The 16,866-nt window shown below is 44.0% G+C and carries 19 protein-coding genes and 1 pseudogene; 10 read left to right on the top strand and 10 right to left on the bottom strand.

What is annotated here, in order from left to right:
* The first annotated feature begins 1 nt into the window (after position 1).
* The gene (locus tag CPIN_RS10750; RefSeq protein WP_012789815.1) at positions 2 to 709 is read left to right on the top strand and encodes a M17 family peptidase N-terminal domain-containing protein; all 708 of its coding nucleotides are present in this window, start codon (positions 2 to 4) and stop codon (positions 707 to 709) included.
* 72 nt (positions 710 to 781) lie between these two features.
* Here CPIN_RS10750 and CPIN_RS36515 read toward each other — a convergent pair whose 3' ends face one another.
* From CPIN_RS36515 to CPIN_RS10715, 7 genes are all read right to left on the bottom strand, one after another.
* Positions 782 to 1,642, bottom strand: coding sequence for a helix-turn-helix domain-containing protein (locus CPIN_RS36515; RefSeq protein WP_012789814.1), 861 nt, complete (start codon positions 1,640 to 1,642; stop codon positions 782 to 784).
* Positions 1,643 to 1,828: 186 nt separating this feature from the next.
* Entirely contained in the window at positions 1,829 to 4,168 is a 2,340-nt protein-coding gene (locus CPIN_RS10740; RefSeq protein WP_012789813.1) for a GAF domain-containing protein, read from the bottom strand.
* Positions 4,169 to 4,229: 61 nt separating this feature from the next.
* Complete coding sequence (locus tag CPIN_RS10735) at positions 4,230 to 4,637, bottom strand: VOC family protein (RefSeq protein WP_012789812.1); 408 nt, start codon at positions 4,635 to 4,637, stop codon at positions 4,230 to 4,232.
* A gap of 71 nt (positions 4,638 to 4,708) precedes the next feature.
* Entirely contained in the window at positions 4,709 to 5,545 is an 837-nt protein-coding gene (locus CPIN_RS10730; protein ID WP_012789811.1) for an AraC family transcriptional regulator, read from the bottom strand.
* Between the two features lie 100 nt (positions 5,546 to 5,645).
* Positions 5,646 to 6,749 carry a hypothetical protein gene (locus CPIN_RS10725; protein ID WP_012789810.1) on the bottom strand — a complete coding sequence of 368 codons (1,104 nt, stop codon included), beginning with the start codon at positions 6,747 to 6,749 and terminating at the stop codon, positions 5,646 to 5,648.
* A gap of 7 nt (positions 6,750 to 6,756) precedes the next feature.
* Positions 6,757 to 7,398, bottom strand: a complete 642-nt coding sequence (locus CPIN_RS10720) for a hypothetical protein (RefSeq protein WP_012789809.1) — start codon at positions 7,396 to 7,398, stop codon at positions 6,757 to 6,759.
* On the bottom strand, positions 7,373 to 7,930 hold the full coding sequence (locus CPIN_RS10715) for an RNA polymerase sigma factor (RefSeq protein WP_012789808.1): 558 nt from the start codon (positions 7,928 to 7,930) through the stop codon (positions 7,373 to 7,375). Before CPIN_RS10715 ends, CPIN_RS10720 begins: the two co-directional genes overlap by 26 nt.
* Before the next feature lie 312 nt (positions 7,931 to 8,242).
* Here CPIN_RS10715 and CPIN_RS10710 point away from each other — a divergent pair, with 312 nt between their 5' ends.
* Together CPIN_RS10710 and CPIN_RS10705 are read left to right on the top strand one after the other, a co-directional pair.
* Positions 8,243 to 9,028 (top strand): hypothetical protein, encoded by a 786-nt coding sequence (locus CPIN_RS10710; protein WP_222838194.1) that lies wholly within the window; start codon positions 8,243 to 8,245, stop codon positions 9,026 to 9,028.
* Complete coding sequence (locus tag CPIN_RS10705; protein ID WP_012789806.1) at positions 9,012 to 9,602, top strand: archaemetzincin; 591 nt, start codon at positions 9,012 to 9,014, stop codon at positions 9,600 to 9,602. Before CPIN_RS10710 ends, CPIN_RS10705 begins: the two co-directional genes overlap by 17 nt.
* A 1-nt stretch (position 9,603) precedes the next feature.
* Here the strand turns inward: CPIN_RS10705 and CPIN_RS10700 are convergent, their stop codons facing one another.
* Positions 9,604 to 10,239: a response regulator transcription factor gene (locus CPIN_RS10700; RefSeq protein ID WP_012789805.1), complete on the bottom strand. Its 636-nt coding sequence runs from the start codon at positions 10,237 to 10,239 to the stop codon at positions 9,604 to 9,606.
* Positions 10,229 to 12,208, bottom strand: coding sequence for a tetratricopeptide repeat-containing sensor histidine kinase (locus tag CPIN_RS10695; RefSeq protein ID WP_044218307.1), 1,980 nt, complete (start codon positions 12,206 to 12,208; stop codon positions 10,229 to 10,231). The genes CPIN_RS10700 and CPIN_RS10695 overlap by 11 nt, the downstream gene beginning before the upstream one ends.
* 154 nt (positions 12,209 to 12,362) lie before the next feature.
* Here CPIN_RS10695 and CPIN_RS10690 point away from each other — a divergent pair, with 154 nt between their 5' ends.
* From CPIN_RS10690 to CPIN_RS10670, 6 genes and pseudogenes are all read left to right on the top strand, one after another.
* A complete protein-coding gene (locus CPIN_RS10690; protein WP_012789803.1) occupies positions 12,363 to 12,749 on the top strand; it encodes a hypothetical protein in 387 nt (128 codons plus the stop codon).
* A 141-nt stretch (positions 12,750 to 12,890) separates the two neighbouring features.
* On the top strand, positions 12,891 to 13,250 hold the full coding sequence (locus CPIN_RS10685; RefSeq protein WP_012789802.1) for a DUF6717 family protein: 360 nt from the start codon (positions 12,891 to 12,893) through the stop codon (positions 13,248 to 13,250).
* Between the two features lie 162 nt (positions 13,251 to 13,412).
* A pseudogene (locus tag CPIN_RS39585) lies at positions 13,413 to 13,616 on the top strand (hypothetical protein); the annotation flags it as partial.
* Entirely contained in the window at positions 13,559 to 13,735 is a 177-nt protein-coding gene (locus tag CPIN_RS39580) for a PDDEXK nuclease domain-containing protein (protein WP_083781200.1), read from the top strand. The pseudogene CPIN_RS39585 and the gene CPIN_RS39580, both read left to right, overlap by 58 nt.
* A gap of 212 nt (positions 13,736 to 13,947) precedes the next feature.
* Entirely contained in the window at positions 13,948 to 14,694 is a 747-nt protein-coding gene (locus CPIN_RS10675) for a ferritin-like domain-containing protein (RefSeq protein WP_012789801.1), read from the top strand.
* 5 nt (positions 14,695 to 14,699) lie between these two features.
* Positions 14,700 to 15,353, top strand: a complete 654-nt coding sequence (locus tag CPIN_RS10670) for a DUF1361 domain-containing protein (protein ID WP_012789800.1) — start codon at positions 14,700 to 14,702, stop codon at positions 15,351 to 15,353.
* 264 nt (positions 15,354 to 15,617) lie between these two features.
* On the opposite strand, the gene CPIN_RS10665 is transcribed toward CPIN_RS10670, so the two are convergent.
* On the bottom strand, positions 15,618 to 16,346 hold the full coding sequence (locus CPIN_RS10665; protein WP_012789799.1) for an SDR family oxidoreductase: 729 nt from the start codon (positions 16,344 to 16,346) through the stop codon (positions 15,618 to 15,620).
* A 210-nt stretch (positions 16,347 to 16,556) separates the two neighbouring features.
* Between CPIN_RS10665 and CPIN_RS10660 the strand changes: the two genes are divergently transcribed.
* Positions 16,557 to 16,763, top strand: a complete 207-nt coding sequence (locus tag CPIN_RS10660) for a hypothetical protein (RefSeq protein WP_012789797.1) — start codon at positions 16,557 to 16,559, stop codon at positions 16,761 to 16,763.
* Positions 16,764 to 16,866 lie beyond the last annotated feature (103 nt).

Raw genomic sequence — 16,866 nt, 5'->3', positions numbered from 1 at the left:
TATGAAAACGTTAAAAACAAGTCTGACCAGTTTATTGCTGTTTGTCGTAGTCGCAGTAAATGCACAGGTAAAAGAGCTCCCTGCAGTGGGTACATCCGCAGTAGTGGGTAAAGCAAATGGCATTGCCGTTGAAGTAAAAGTACAGGGGCCTTCCGCACAGGAAACACCTTTACAGATCGCATGTGTGTTTGAATACACAGAAGGAGATATTACCAATCCACCGGCATTACCCGCACCGCTGAATGGTATGCTGCATCTCGACGAAGCCTTACATGGTATCATTACGGACCTGCGGAAGAGTGGCAAATTCACCGGACATGCATTTGAAACATTACTGATCACGCCTCCTACCGGCACGATCAAAGCGAAACAGCTACTGCTGATAGGTCTGGGTAACAGAAATACCTTCAATGCGGATGTAATGTACACCGTAGGCACTATTGGTATGAGAGAAGCCCTGAGACTGGGTGTAAACGCTTATTCCCATGCAAGTGACATTAAAGATGCAGGTATCGATTCTCCTACCGCCGAAGTAGCAGAGAATGTTATAAAAGGAGCCTTTGATGCTTATAACACACAATTGCACCTGAAAGAGAAAAAGATGTCAGTATTTAAACCAGTGCTGAAATTGACCCTCCTGTCCGGCCCTGCATTTTATGCGCCTTCTTCAGAAGCCGTAAAACATGCGCTGACTGCCTACCAGCAATAGAAAGTAACGGACATAAAAAAACCGGGAAGAAGACGACGACAACTTCTTCCCGGTTTTTTTATGTACATTCTATCAGACCATTTCGGCCATACTATGTTTGAAGGTCGTAAAGTTCATGCCTGTTTTAGCTTTGAAGAACTTACTAAAATGCGCCTGATTATCGAAACCCAGATCAAAAGCAATTTCCTTCAGACTACTATCCGTATATAACATCCGGCGTTTAGCTTCCAGGATGATCAGTTTATGTATCTGATAACTGGCAGTAAAACCCGTCACTTTTTTAACCGCTGTATTCAGATAGTTAGGCGTTACATTCAAGGCATCTGCATAATCAGCTACCTTCTTACAATGCAAGAACTGCTGTTTCAGCATCGTCATAAACTTCCGCGCCACATCTCCCTCTCTGGACAGTACCTGTGTTTGTGCACCAACACCTAATTCCCTGGACAAATAGATCATAAACACGTTCAGTAGTCCTGATAAAACCTCAGAACGCATCCACAGATCACCTTCACACTCCCTTTGCATCTTTCTGACAATTTCTTCCAGTTCCTCCTGCATCTCCTCATCTGCTCTGAAGTTAAGCAACTGCATATTCAATATGGACTCTTCGAAGGACGACATCATGTCCTTCAGGTTATAAGCCAGGTAAAGGCAATCAGGTGAAAAAGAAATATAATAGCCATTGACAGGACCTTCCAGCTGAAACTTTCTAAGCTGACCTGGCAGGAAACAATAGATCTGGTGTTCTTCCACCTGCATGATCTTACCGTCCGCCTGTACAGTGCCGCTGCCGTATTTCGACCAGAGGATCTCTACATTCTCGCGTTTAAACGCCTCCCGGTCAGAAAACGTATTAATCATATCTGATGATTCAAATGAATGGATCTGAATCCTGGATTTCAATTGTGTATTTTCCTGGTGATGTCTCATAAAACTGGCCTATTTAATTGACTTATAACAGGCAATCAAAATGCCACAGGATTAAACAATTGAAAAACAACCGATTACACCCACAAGTTCATAAACTATACTTACGATATATCGTAATTTTACGAGTACTGTTCTGAGCGTCTTTATTATTATTCATAATTTCCAGCTCAATACTACTCGTTATAGTTACAGATCCGCGACGCCTACTCTCAATGCTCTTAATCCGCTCAGTCCCTGCAGATCTTCCAGTTCCAGTTCTTCCAGGTCATTGTTCAGGGTCCCCTTCTCCTGCAGATAATGGATAAATGGCAGGTAATCTTCAATATCCTTATTGTCAAAATAGATCAGTACGATCTTATCCGGTTGCGTTAAGCGCTCTTCGGTATTACGCAGATGTACCTTATCGATCCGTTTTTTGATCATCTGATACCGGATGTTATAGGCGCCCTCCACATCAAATTTCCTTTCATCCGCCCTGAAACTGATATCAATAGTATGGTTATGCACAAAGATCAGCTGTGTGGTACGCAGCGGAACCGGCATATCCGGTAATAAAGAAGCTGTCAGCTGTGCCACTGCCGCCATAGATGACAATTGCCAGAGACGCAGGTTCTTCAGGTGAAAATGATTAAATGCCTGTTCAGGCGCAAAAGACTGTCCGATATAAATATCATATTCAACCCCATCTGAACGGAACTTCTCAAAATAGCAGGGATAGGAAGTCTGCAACTGGTCTTTCTCCGTTTCAAAATAATTGTTCACGACGGTATTGATCATCTGCATGGACATTTCCAGCGCATGCTTACTGCCATACAGGTTATTGTTGAATTTATCCAGTACGCTCAGGTATTCTTCCAGTATTTGACTGTTACCATTCTGTTTTGACATATGCTTCAGATATGGAGTCGTTTCTTCCTTGAAAAAGGTCACCAGCCTGTTTTCATCATTGCCGTTCAGTTGCTGTACGCCCAGGGCTTCTTTCCACTTGCCGCATTTGTAGATCATTTCTTCCTGTAATACGGAATGATGATCTTCCTGTAAAGACTGCAATGTTTTCATCAGGTGATCCAGATGCGTATCGAGATCGGTGACGATCGCCTTATTCCGCTCTATGGTTGAATTCCGGATATCTACCGCACCATATAAGGGATAAACCCCATTAAAATGGATGGTTTCGGCTGTCTCCGGCAGCCCTTTCTTCCTGTCATGCAGATAGTGCCAGGCCACCTCGTTGAACTTCCATTGTACGGAAGGCTGGATCGAGGTAAATTTCTCCTTGATAATATTCTCGATCTCCAGGTTAAACTCGTCAATATATACTTCGAATAACTGGGCAATAGCTGGTAATGCCGGCTCAAGTAATGAAACAGTCGTTTCTTCAAATGTCTCGTCTCCCCAGGTATGCATCGCCAGTACACCTACCGGATTAGCGTTATAAAATACCGGTAGCAGGGCGAGTGAACGGACTTTCAGTTTACGGAAATGTTCCAGAAAAGCGACCTCCATCTCCTTCGGCCCGAAAAGGTCGTGAGAGAAGAAGGAATTAGGATTGGAGAAATAGCCCTTGGCCTGTTTACGGAAGACTTCCGGCGACAGCCGCTCTCCCCACACTTCAAAAAGGATCCCCGTACCGGCCTTTTTATAGCCATAAACGGGCTCATTATTGATCTTTACCAATGGAAACAGGTCAAACTCGATCTGTTTATTCCCAACGATGGTTTTAAGTGATTGTATAACGTTCAGGTAGCTGCTTTCGTCATTATCCGGTGTACGGTTCAGACGCACATTTTCAATATTTTCCACCGCCTTCTGTACCGTCACATCAGATATTGATACGATACAGAAGCCCCTGAAACGGAAAGCTGTAAGCGGCAAAATTTTCTGCAACAGATCATACCCTTCGTCCTCCGCCAGCATCAGTGATATTTCACCAGAATCAGGTGTAGGCAGCGGCCCTATCGGTTCTACCTGTAGAAAATCCGCATTGATATGCACCTGGAAGTATTGCAACAGTCCGGTTTCCCGGTTGATACCAGCGTGATATTGCTCCGTTTTTACAGACATCCGGAAATTATAGAGTCGCTGCAAAATGAAGGAATAAATCATCTGCAGACGGCTCTTATGGAATTCCTCCGGCGTCTTGGATACAATATACTTTTCATGATCGACCACCCTATTGGACATCAGCTGATACAGGGTTTCGGTACCATAGAATATCAGCGGGTGAAAAGGGAAGCTCAGGCCCCAGGCCATTTCATTTTCATCTGCCAGCGGGGGAGACAGGCAGACGTACAACTGTTCCAGTAATTCACTGTATTTATGTACCTCAGTAAGCGCAATATCTTTACTACACAACTGATATTTATCGAAAAGCTCCAGGGCATTTCTGTAGATACCAGCCTTGGCCGTCCTTTCCTCTCCTGCTCGCTTGTGGAGATAGTCAGTGAATAATCTGAAAGAAATGGCGGCGTCCAGCTGGAGAGGTAATGCTTTCTCACCGGAGAGGTCCAGTATGTCCTGTTTCATGCGTAGATTCTTTGGCGGATTACTACAAAGTTAATGAACATACGTAAGAACCGTAAAAGGACTATTCCTGTGTTGGCACACTTATGTCATTATCTGTTCTGAAAACTGTTTCAAGTAGTATGCCAGCTGGCGTACGCAGGAAGATCCGCCGTTCGCCTATATCCGGCAGATCCATCGGGGAGAAATGGATACCCAGGTCTTTTAGATGCTGTCTGAAACCCTCATAATCCTCCATAAAAAAGGCTGTATGGTCAATGGCTTCTGCCGGGGACTGTCCGGTTCTGTCATGATAAAATGAAGCCGGTATCAGGTGTACCAGCGGCGCTTCTTTCCAGTATAGCCAGTGGCCGGGTATCGCCCTGGCAATAGCCGCAGGGCGGGGGCCTTCTGTCAGTCCGAAGACTTTGACAAAGAAGTCCCTGGTATCAGCCAGATGATCCGTCCTTATCGTAGTATGATCTATATGCATGTGTTATTCCTTTAAACTTGTCATGCAAAGTTCGGCTGTCTGTATGGATCGTGCATTGAACGAAGCGGAGATTATCCTGTATAAACTATAGATCGGCGCATCTGCTGTTTCTTAAAGGCAGAAGGACTAAGGTTGAAATGCGCCTTAAATGCACGGTTCAGGTGGCTTTCATCACTATATCCAAATTCCTCGGCTAACTGGGTCAGTGTCTTATTTCTGCCTACCAGCTGACTGGCGATCAGTTTAAGGGCATATTCCTGTACATACTTTTTGTAAGCGCTACCGGTAGCATTCTTGAAATACTGGTTAAAGTAACTCTTACTGATATGAAAAGTATCTGCCATCTTTTGTACAGACAATAGGTGTTTATCTGCGATATGCTGGTGGATGTAGTTCAGCACAGACTGTATTTTATCGTCTTTGGCAGTCGATAATTGTTCACCGGCATCTTTTGCAGTCAGTGTAATGATCAGAGAAAGAGCATGTTTTATAATGATCTGCTGATGGGCGCTTTCCTTCCGGTGCTCCCGTATGATCAGCTCCATCAGCTGCATGATATCCTGTTTGTTTTTACAGCCGGCAGAGACCTTGCGGTATGGAGAAGACAATGCGGTAAACAGATCTTTAAACTTCGCATCCTGCAGAAAATCGCTGAAATACCCTTCATGAAATTTCATGATACAAATAGCGCTGCGTTCCTGAAAAACAAAGAAATGATTATCCTGTGGGACCAGTATAAACAGATCGCCCTTTTCATAGTTATAGGTCGTTCCGTTGATCATATGCTGTCCTCTCCCCCGCATGATATACAGCATTTCAAAATGTGTATGCTTATGCAATAGAAAAGGCCAGATATCCTTGACCACATAGTCGATCTCCAATTGCTGGGTGAGGTTCCTGATATACATACCTGAAAATTACGGGTATTTCAGCTAATTGCAGATACCGCTCAAAGAAACAGCCGGCACAATGGCCAGCTGTATACAACAGAACGGAGTTAACCGGGTATTAAAAGCTTTGTGTAAGGCGCAAACCTGGTGTCACTCCTTTAAAGACTTCATGGAAATAAACCACCGGCTCTATCTTTGTTTTTCCTTCCAACAAGGAAATACGTCCCAATCCCACACGGAAGGAATGCTTCTCAAAATAGTCTCCGCTGCGATGTACAAGATATCCGACAGAGGCGGCAAATTGCAGATAAGGGTCTTTCTTTCCCTCCGCTCTTTTCGCCGGACCAACACCATACATCAGCGTTACAAAGTCATTCCGGTAGGTCTTTAGTTTCCCGTCACTATCCCGGCCAAAGAAGAAATTAGGTTCCCAATATGCCCCTAATTCCATCGTATGCTTTCCACTGAATACAGCAGTCACCGCAGTTGCTCCTACACTAAAAGAAGGCACGAAGTAGTTTTTATAATTCTGGATATTCACACTGGCGTTAAAGGCGAGATAGTCGTTATGTGCACCGATATTGCCGCCCGAAAGACTGGAAGAAATCATATAATCCTTGCGGATATGCATCATCCCCTTGTCGTCTTTTACCCAATCTGAATGTACATTTTCCCGGAGGCTAACCAGCTTTGCCTGCAGACGTCCATCTGCATAGGCAGCGAGATTATTCAGCTGATTCACAAAAAAGCTGATGCGAAAACGATGTACCTGTTGTTTCCCACCCACAGGTACCATACCGATAAAATGCACCGTATCCTGTTCCAGTTTCAAGGCTGCCATATTTCCCTGTTGCACGAGATAACTTGTACCGGCAGGACGAAATTGTTTAAATCGCAGTTTCTTGGCAGCCGGCGGTTCCATCACGTAGTCAATACGTTTAACGGACAATTCATCTAATAGTGAATCCTTTAGTGGTGCAATATCTTTCAGGAATATTTTCAGCAGGGAATCAATATTGCCGATACATGCCAGGTCTCTCATGTCTACCAGTTCTACCTGCATCTTATCTCCCTTATCCAGCGCGATCTGGAATCGCTTGTTGATCTCCTGCTCCGGCACGTCAAATACCTTGTCTTCATTGGATGTATGTGTATTATTCTGGGCATAAAGGATCCCTGTGATGCTCAGCAGGAGCATCAGAAAGCAAGTAACTTTTTTCATCTATTGTTTAATTTTTGGGAATGTTGTTTGAAGATTTATCCGAGACAATCTGGCTGGCAAAACCGGCGCGTCCGCCGACAGCAACCCTGAATTGTTTATGGTCCGGGTTTATATAGGTATTACCGATGACGTCTCCGCCTACGTCGTTGATGTGTACAACACGCATTTTGCGGGTATTCGTACCGGTAGTAGCGGCAGTCATCACGAATGGTGTGTCATTATGGACAGCGGTCGTCTCCGCTATTGGCTGTAGGATAGCTACATCTTGTAAAGCTTCAGCTGTATCTGCCTGTACGATGCGCTGTTTACTGCTCCTCACCGGCCGTGTTTTCTGGAGTGTTACGGCACCCACTGTTTTTACAATGGCAGGTGCAGAGAAATTTTTGACTGCTGGTGTATATACCACTTCCGGCGCCGCTGGCAAAACCGGTTTTGCCTTCTCCTGTAGCAGGAATGGTATTACCATTGCTACCAGGACAGCTGCCGCAGCCCACCAGTACCACATCTTCCGTTTTACAGGGGCCAGTGTTTCCCTTCTCTGTTGCAAACGATCCCAGGCAGCTCCCTTATTGAAAGGCGCTTCCCCTGGCAGTCTGTCCAGTGCATCCATCTTCTCCGGGAGGCTATTGCTGTGATTTTCGCTTAACATATTCAATATTTTGCTGCGTAAGCATTTTTTGTAATAACGATTTCGCCTTACTTAACTGGGATTTGGAAGTACCTTCCGTTATACCCAGCAACCCTGCGATTTCTCCATGATTCATCCCTTCTATGACATACAGGTTAAACACCGTCCGGTAACCAGCGGGCAATTGTATCACCAGGTTAAAAATCTCTGCCGCTGAAAGCGTGTTCAGTACATCTTCCTCAAGGGCGACCGTTTCTGCTACATGTTCAGACACAATCACGAAGGTGTTTTTCCTCCGCAGAAACATCAGGCATTCATTGATCATGATCCTTTTCAACCAGCTAAACAGGGCCGCTTCTCCCTGGTATTGCAATCCCGGCAGGGCGGCATAACACTTATAAAACCCATCCAGCAATAATTCTTCTGCATCCTGCTGGTTCTTGACGTAACGGCGACATACCATCAGCATCCTGTCTGACAAATGGTCAAACAGTAATCGCTGGGCGGCAGCACTGCCTTTTCTGGCTTCTTTGATAAGTTCAGGTGTAATCAAAAGCACAATGGGTTTATACACTTATAAATGCAGTTTACTGTGAAAGGGTTGCCCGGACAAATAAATTTATTTGCCGCAAGCGATTTGAGTATCTTTGGGCATTATTATCCTGTACCAATGTATTCTTTCCGTCTCTTACCTAAGAAGCTACTGCTCTGCGTCGTTCCCCCTGTTATATTTGCGCTGTTCACAAGGGTGCTTTTTGGCCTGGATCAATCTGGGGTCCTGTTATGCGTAATGACACTGGCCTTTCTTTTTTGCGTTCCTTTTACTATGGGAGCCATCACCATCTATTTTTCACCAATACAAGATGTGGAAAAGAAGCGCTATCGGGTGATGATGCCCTGGGTATCCATTATTGTCTTTCTGGTTGTAAGCATCGCTTTAGAATTGGAGGGATGGGCCTGCTGGATCATGGTGCTTCCCCTTTTTATGATAGCAGCTTCCATCGGCGGTCTGATAGCAGGACATTATAAAATAAAGCAACATAAACGGGAAACCCTGAAAATCTCCCTGTTCGCCTTACTGCCTTTATTACTGTCACCGCTGGAACAACAGCTGACAAAGATCCCAGGTCGTTATAAAGCGGATACTTATATTGATATTCATGCACCTAAAGAGAATATCTGGAACAATGTGACCAGGGTGAGTGAGATCAACGCTGCACAGGATAAAGGCTGGTTCACCCGTATGCTGGGATTCCCCCGCCCTATTAAAGCTGAACTGAATTACGAAGGCCTGGGTGGATACAGGAAAGCCATATTTGATAAAGGACTGGTCTTCGATGAAATCGTAACGGAATATGAACATGAACGGAAAATGACGTTTACCATCAAAGCCAATCCTTACGATATCCCATCTACGACGATGGATGAACATATCGTGATCGGCGGGGCTTATTTTGATGTACTCAATGGTACCTACGAACTGGAGCAACTGGATGATAATACTTTCAGACTCCATCTGTTCAGTCATTTCAAACTGACCACATCCTTCAACTTCTACGCAAGCTGGTGGGCAGGATGGATCATGAAAGATATCCAGAACAATATTCTTCAAATCGTCAAAGACAGGGCCGAAAATGGTAAACAGATATAGTATACTGCTGATCTGTCTCTTGTTGACGGCCTGCATCAACAAAAACAAATCACATATCGCTATAAAAGGCGTACAGATCAAAATACTCCCCCTGGGCAGGGTAAAGGATATCCAGATCAAAGAAACGTACGAGGAGCTAAAAGACATCTCGCCAACAACGGAAGTATTGCCAGCCCAGGATATGCCGGCATTCACTTACTATGAACCCCGAAACCGTAACAGGGCCGATTCTCTGATCCGGTGGATGAGTCGCATGGCGAAACCAGGCGAAATATATGTAGGAATTACGATGCAGGATATCAGTGCTTCCAAAGGCAAACATGAGGACTTTGGGATCATGGGACTGGGATATTGTCCGGGTAACGCCTGTGTTGTATCCAGCTACCGGCTGAAAAACAAAAAGAATTTCACCAAACTGGTTGTTCACGAGCTGGGCCACAATATGGGGCTTCCCCATTGTCCGGTCAGCACCTGCTATATGCGGGATGCCAGAGGGGGCGATCCTACGGATCAGGAAACAGGTTTCTGTAAAAAGTGTAGTGCTTTCCTCCTGAAGAGGAATATGCGGTTCTGATCTACAGCAGTTTTTGTTCTACCGCTGTCCTGATCAGCAATGCAACATTCTTGACTTCAAATTTCTGCAACAGGCTTTTGCGATGGGTTTCCACTGTCAGCGGACTTAAATGCAGCGTAGCTGCTATATCTGGTGTGGTTTGCCCTTCCGCGATCAGCTGCAGTATTTCCTTTTCTCTTTTCGTCAGCCGGGGTACGCCTTTCAGTTCTGTAACAGATGGACGGGACATGATTTCTTTTACGGCCTGACTGAAAGTGATCTGTCCATCCAATGCTTCATGGATACACGCGATCAGTTCTTCTCCGGAAATATTCTTTAGTAAATATCCCGAAGCCCCCTGCTGTAACATCTGCAACACCATACTGCGTTCACTGTGATTACTTAATGCCAGGACGATGGTATGAGGAGAAAATTTCTTTATTTCAAGGCACAGTTCAATGCCGTTGATATCCGGCAGACTGATATCCAGCAGTACAATATCTATGGTATGTTTCTTCAGAAAGCTAAGGAAAGCAGTTCCTGTTGTAAAACTGCCCGCAACCGAAATATTCGCTGCATTCAGCAGTAATTGCTGCAATCCTTCCAATACAATCAGGTGATCATCCACTATGGCCAGACTGGCGCTTTTATCCGACATGCAGTTCTATGTTTATTGTTGTTCCTTCGTTAATAACAGAAGTGATTTCTATGTTTCCATCGAGGAAACCGACACGGTTCCTGATGTTGCTGAGTCCTATTCCTTTTCCGCTGATAGCGGTATCGAATCCTTTTCCGTTGTCTTCTAATGTGATCAGGAAAGTATTACCATCCTGGTTACACTGTACAATGATGTTGTCTGCTTCTCCGTGACGGATCGCATTAACCAGCATCTCCTGTACGATCCGGTAAATATGCACCTGTTTCTGTTCGGGTAATGTTCTGCTGATACCATATGCCTGAAAATCAATTGTCAGCTGCTTTGTCATCAGTGATTCACACATATCTCTTAACGCTGTTTCCAGTCCGAATTTCAACAGATTGACCGGCATCATATTATGAGCAATACGCCGTAATTCCGTTACCGAACTATCCACCTGTCCGATGATCTTGCGTAATTCCGTCTGTTTCGTTTCTACACCAGAGAGCTGTCCCGAAAGATTCAGCTTAACAGCAGCCAGCATTCCACCAAGCCCATCATGCAGATCACGTGCCAATCTGTGACGTTCCTGCTCCTCTCCCTGTAAAACAGCCTGACCGAACTTCAGGCGCTGTTGCTGTTCTATTTCTATCAGTTGTTGCACATGGTTCACTTCCTTCTGTGCTAATAGCTTTCTGTTACTACGATAGTACAGCAGAGCAAAAGTGGCAACTACCAGCAGGAATAGGCTGGTGGAGGCGAATAACCAGCTGTACAGGCGACTGTTCTTTGCAGACAATGCGGCCTGGGCATTCTTGCCCTCTAACGCAATGATCCGCTTCTGGCTCTCCGCACGTTGATATTTCATTTCCAATGCGTTAATATCATTGGCAACGTCGCTTTCGTGCAGACTGTCGCTGAGGTGCCTTGACTGTTTCAGCCATTCATAGGCGGGTTTCATCTCTCCGAGGCCGGAGTAACTTTCTGCCAGTCCTTCGTAGATCTCCAGGCGGCTACTGTTCAGGGACATTACATCTTCATCCTGCATTAATTCCAGGAGAATATCTTTTGCAGGTCCATAGATTTTTGCAGCCAGCAGTGATTTCACCTTATAGAATTGTATTTCCTGGATAGCATAGACTTTATTCGGTCCTTTGGCAGCCGCCATTCCTTTGTCAAAGCATTTAATCGCGGTGGCATATTGCTGCTGGTGATGATAATACAGGCCCTCCACCATATAATGACCAGCATATAACTCTGATTCAGGATAAGGCGCCAATAATGGTTTTACTTCATCAACCGTACGTTTGGCTTCTTCATATTTTTCGAGGCAGATATAGTTCTCTCCTGCCCTGTTATAGGCGGAAATCAGTTTCGGACCAGATGCATGAATGGATTTATAAATACGGATCGCATTGTTGAGATATGTTTCCGCTTTGTCGTATTGTTCAATATTCATAAAAGCAACCCCTACGCCTACATACTGAGAAGCTAGAATAGTACTATCGCCCGCTTTAGAAGCCAATGGAATCGCTTTATTCAATACATAATCAATATAGGTTCTGTCATCATCTTTCCGCTGCTGAATAACGGCCAGATTGATCCAGACATTTGCCCGTATCTGATAGGCGTCTTTTGTGGGGTAAGGACTCAGCACACTATCTGCTCTTTTGAAGGCAGTTTCGCTTCTGTCGATATCAGATCCATAATAAAGATATCCTTCATGTGCATACGACAATCCATAGAGGAAGGAGGACCCTTTACTCAGGCGGCGACCTTCCTCAATACATTGTCTTGCTTTGACAGTATCTCTGGATACCCAGTATACGACCAATGCAAAATTAGCCCTGGCCTTCACGCTATCAGTTCCGGGTTCACGCAACATCGTGGTGAGGCTGTCAAAATACCGTTGTTGGTTTAACGGCATCTGGGCTTTACAACATATGGATATGGCGATGGTTAATACAATCAGGATATATAAACGGATCATGGCCGAAAAATAAAACAAATACCTGGAAACAGGTAGAAATAAATCATGGGTTCCCGGTATTGCCCTGCCTGGCAGGCCGGTTTACCTTTGTCATCCGATGAACAGGTATGCCGAAAACTGAATGATAGAGTAGGCACTTTTTTAAACCATTTGTATGAAATTATTGAAAAATTACGCTTTCCTGGCGCTGTTGTTATCTCTTGTGTTTGTTGCTTGTTCCAAAGATGATGACAATAAGCCGTCTTCATCCTCTCACAAAGTTTATTTCAAAGCGGTTGCTAGTACAGGTTCCAGTATCTCCGTCGCTGTATGGGGATATGACGGTAAAACCACTACTGCAAGCAGTCTGTCCGGTACGACCTGGACAAGTCCCGAATTTGAAGTACCTGCAGGTACGATTATAGCCAATGCTGCGGTAAGTGCAACAGGCGTTAACGCTAGTTCCACACTGAAATTACAGGTATTTGTAGATGGAGAGATGAAAGACGAAGGATCTTCCAGCGGAGAAATTTTAAGTGCATCTGTTTCACATAGTTTTTAGGGCTTTCTATTAGTTAAACCACGGCTGTGCAAATGTGGTAACATCTATTGTATTGAATTTCCCAACTATAAAGGCAACATATCAATGTTGCCTTTTTGTATTTCGTAAAATGCTATCTTTGCGCTCCCCAAACCTATTGTCATGAGAAATACATTCAGATTTTACAAGACGCCCGAAAACAGATGGTACATTGACATTCCCGAATGGCAGGATGATATTGCCGCACTTGAAATGGTATTAGGTGCAGATACCATGCTTGATAAAGTAAGCAACTATACGAGTGAATGCTTTGTAGAAATGAGTGATGAACCATTTGAAGGCGCAGATCCGATAAGGTTGATAGAGAATCTTCAACAGTCTATCGGAGGCGGTAACTACCTGATGGAAAACTTCAGGGGAACGCCTGTTAACCAGGAGATGTGGCTCTGCGAGGTAACAGAATATGTGTTTAAAGGATTACCGGAAGTTATTTATGTAAATGTTATACAGGAAAATAATTAATCTGTGGTAAAGGCCCCGTATCATGGTTTTGATACGGGGCCTTTTTTTTGTTCAATTCGTTCACTCTATACGCATGCTGTATACTGATTCATTCGTTTCCATTCATCTTCTACTGAAACCAATAATAATTCCAGTCTATAATAGCAAAAATACCATTGGTCACATCACGTAATTTTAATGGATAAAGTTGCGCATCCAGGCAAGCGTTTTTGGTACATACTCAATACGATAGAACATGGTAACAGCCGCAACATGCTGGCTATGCAAATAAAGAGTGATCTGTTTGAGCGACAAGTGACAGCAAAAAAATTACAAACTTCTGCCAAACACCACCAGCACCACAAACTGATTACGCCAATTACCTGATAAAAGACCCATACATTTTTGACTTCATACAGGCGAAAGGAAAAGCTGACGAAAGGAATATTGAGCAACAATTCACCGACCATATTACCAAATTCTTATTGGAACTAGGCACCCCATAAAATAATTTCCCCGATATCCCTTTTATTCCTTTACTTTGTATCTCAAAGTATAATAACACCCGGCGATCAATCCGTGTCAGACAGTATTTCCGCTGCCTGTTACGCATATAGCTATATTTAACAAAAGGCCATCAGGCCCTTTTTTTGTGTAAAAACACTTTGAGATACAAAGCACTTTCAACTGCCCAAATTAACCTGATAAAACGCTTCACATGAGAACTAGTCATCAATGGATCTCACATTTCAGAAAAAATGCCACACAACAGCGTATTGACTGGCAACTGGCCCCCACTGTTACAGAACAGGAACTATCCCCTATCCTGCGCTCATTTCAGTCCTGGCAACTGGGTGAAACACCGGATGGCGGTCCGCTCTTAAAGGCGACCCGCAAATATGCCCGGAAAATGAATGATCCCTCCTACCTGGAAGCTATCCGCCTTTTCATCAGCGAAGAACAAAAACACAGTGATAATCTTGGCACTTATCTCGATCGCATCGGCCAACCCAGATTAAAAGCAGATATATGCGATACCATTTTCAGAAAAGTAAGGTATTTCAACACCAGTATGGAAATCTGGACGCTAACGGTATTAGTAGTAGAAAGCATAGCGCAGTTGTTCTATCAGTCCCTGAAAGATGCAACACGCTGTACACTGTTAAAACAGATTTCTACGGATATTCTCGTCGACGAAGCACACCATATCGCATTTCAGCGTGACCGCCTCTTTATGCTCTTTCAGCACAAATCCTGGATTACAAGATTCGTTTGCCGGCACTTATATAAACTGTTCTTCGCCGGCACAGTACTCATCGCCTGGACAGCCTATAAAAACGTGTTTATCGCCGGTGGTAACACCTTCAGCAGTTATCTGCGAAAAATGAGATACAAGTACTATAAGAGTATTCATAATACAATCAGTCAGAACAAATACTATTATTCAAACAGCGTAATGGCTTAACAATCATGATCAGACATCTCTCTCCCCTGGAAAAAATGCTGCTGGTATCTGTCTCCTTTACAATGTCACTGCTGGCAATACGCATAGGCTATACACAGGAAATCACCTATATTTTCTACACCTGGAATACATTCCTGGGCATATTACCACTCGTGTTCAGTCATATGCTGTTACGCATTGATAAATACAATATAAATGCATTGCTGCTCCTACTCTGCTGGCTGGCATTTTTTCCAAATGCACCTTATCTGATCACCGATCTGTTTCATTACGAGGAAAAACCTCCTATGCCGAAATGGTACGACCTGCTACTCGTGACAACAGCCGCCTGGAATGGGTTATTATTGGGTATTGTGTCGTTGATGCAGGTAGAGCAATATCTGCTGCGGCACATGCGCGTGAGATGGGTCAGAAGACTGGTCGTCCTCAGCTTTATTTTATGCGGTTATGGGGTCTATATTGGCAGATATCTGCGTTTTAATAGCTGGGATGCCGTCGTTAATCCACAGAAACTTTTACAGACCTTTGCAGGGCATCTTTTCCTGCCGCATCAGCATCTGTCCACCTGGGCATTTACGATTTCATTCAGCGCCATGTTCGGGATCGTATACTTTACCTTAAAACAATTCCGGATTGCCACCATTCGCCTTGCAAGTTAAGCACTAGTTATCCACATAAAACAGCTGTCTTAATAATAATAGCGTGTGTAAAATGGCACTTCAAAGGGAAACTTCCCGTATATGCGTCGTATATGAAGCATGTAAAGTAATAATTTGGGGCAAAAGGGGGCATTCAGGACAAGGTGAGTATAAATATATAATACTCAGACTATAGTTATGCTTCATTAATGCTTCGTTCACACACGAAAGATCAACGAAACGTAACTATAGTCTGAGTATATCCAGGTAATAATAAAAGCAGATCTATACTGCCGGGTTCAGCCTGTTAAAAGCTGCCTCTACTTCCTGCGGACCAGCTTTCGCCATTGCTTCACTGAAACCAAAAGTTAACTCTTTTTTTCCTTCTGCCAACTGTGCAAAAATGGCTGCGATAAAGTCGCTCACCGGAGGTGCCGCATCATGCAACCCTTTTCCGCCCAGATCTGTATTTAAAGCCGGTGGGATAATTTCTATCACCTCTATTCCCTTGTTTTTCAACAAGTAACGGCTGGACAGGGTAAAAGAATGGAAAAATGCCTTTGTAGCACTGTATACCGGTACTTTTGTAAAAGGTGCAAAAGCGAGTCCGGAAGTTACATTCATAATCGCGTTCAGAGAAGGCAAACCACTGAATAAGGCAGTCAGGTGTACCGGCGCTTCCACATTCGTAGCAATCTCTTCTTTTATACGCTGATAAAAGTCTGCATCCGTAATATTCGTCCATTGCTGAACTCCGGCATTATTCACCAGGACATTCAAATCACTGTGCTGTTCTTCTACCCATTTGAAAAGCGCAATTCTCCCCGCTTCTGTGGATAAGTCGCCAACTTTGGTGATTACCGCAGGGAATTTATCGCTTACTCCCTTTAATACCGATTCTCTCCTGCTAACAACAATTACCGTATTACCTTCCTGCAGAAACCGCTCTGTCAGTCCAAGACCGATGCCGCTGGCGCCACCGGTGATCAGAATTTTATTGCCTGTTAATTTCATATATGTTTACGTTTTAAATTGCTGACAACAAAGGTAATCGTACCTGAATTTCCACAGCTTGCGAATATCAATGCAATGATTACGAAATTCAAACCATCAGTCTGGTGTGCCATTAACACCCGCCACAGGGAAACAGGCAATCCTTCATATTGTTGCGTCTGTACTGGCATGATTTTTTTGACAGGTATACTGCAATAAACCTATAATGCCATGATAAACAATGATCCCAAAGACAAGGAAGTAAAAAAGAAAAATGAAGATGCCGGTATACAACCTGATCCTGAAACACTAGGACCGGAACCACAGGAGCACATGGAAGGACCGATTTCTACCATCATCAAAAAACTGGAAGAAATCGGCGAAGATAATTTCGGAGAAGACGATGAAGCAGTGAAAAAAAAGGAAGAGAAGAAATAAATTCCATAAAATTATACATGAGGCGTGAGGAATGGAGCAAGTCTCCCTTCCTCATGCCTCATGCGCAATTCATATCGCTGTATAGTTATTTAATACATATTAA

This window comes from Chitinophaga pinensis DSM 2588 (assembly GCF_000024005.1).
GTDB classification, from domain to species: Bacteria; Bacteroidota; Bacteroidia; order Chitinophagales; family Chitinophagaceae; genus Chitinophaga; species Chitinophaga pinensis.
The sequence above is the reverse complement of the archived record's forward strand: the minus strand, read 5'-3'. Positions and strand labels throughout refer to the sequence as shown.